The sequence below is a fragment of the Caballeronia glathei genome, from assembly GCF_000698595.1.
GTDB classification, from domain to species: Bacteria; Pseudomonadota; Gammaproteobacteria; order Burkholderiales; family Burkholderiaceae; genus Caballeronia; species Caballeronia glathei.
The window spans coordinates 1-762 of the sequence record NZ_JFHC01000270.1; the positions used below are offsets into that span (position 1 = coordinate 1).

Sequence of the window (762 nt, forward strand, 5' to 3'; positions counted from 1 at the left end):
CAGGCGCTCGGCGGCGCGAAGAATCACCTGGTCGTGATGCCGGATGCGGACCTCGACCAGGCCGTCGATGCGCTGATCGGCTCGGCCTACGGGTCGGCCGGCGAGCGCTGCATGGCGATTTCGGTGGCGGTCGCGGTGGGCCACGTCGCTGATGAATTGATCGAGCGCCTCACGCCGCGCGTGAAGTCGCTGGTGATCAAGAACGGCATGGAAAGCGACGCGGAGATGGGCCCGCTCGTGACGGCGGCGCATCGTGCGAAGGTGGAAGGCTATATCGAGGCGGGCGTGAAGGCGGGGGCGAAGCTCGTCGTCGACGGGCGCGGCCATCAGGTCGAGGGCCACGAGAAGGGCTTTTTCCTCGGCGGCACGCTGTTCGACGACGTCAGTACCGACAGCACGATCTACAAGGAAGAGATCTTCGGGCCGGTGCTGTGCGTGGTGCGCGTGCCGGACTTCGCGAGCGCGGTGGAACTCATCAACGAGCACGAGTTCGCGAACGGCGTGTCGTGCTTCACGTCCGATGGCGGCGTCGCGCGGGCATTCTCGCGGCAGATCAAGGTGGGCATGGTGGGCATCAACGTGCCGATTCCGGTGCCGATGGCGTGGCACTCGTTCGGCGGCTGGAAGCGGTCCTTGTTCGGCGATCACCACGCGTACGGCGAGGAAGGCATTCGCTTCTACTCGCGCTACAAGAGCGTGATGCAGCGCTGGCCCGACAGCATCGCGAAAGGCGCCGAGTTCACGATGCCGGTGGCGAAGTAA

At 65.9% G+C, this 762-nt stretch carries 1 protein-coding gene; it reads left to right on the top strand.

What is annotated here, in order from left to right; genetic code table 11:
• On the top strand, positions 1–762 hold a 762-nt coding region (locus BG61_RS38725), incomplete at its 5' end, for an aldehyde dehydrogenase family protein (RefSeq protein WP_035943769.1).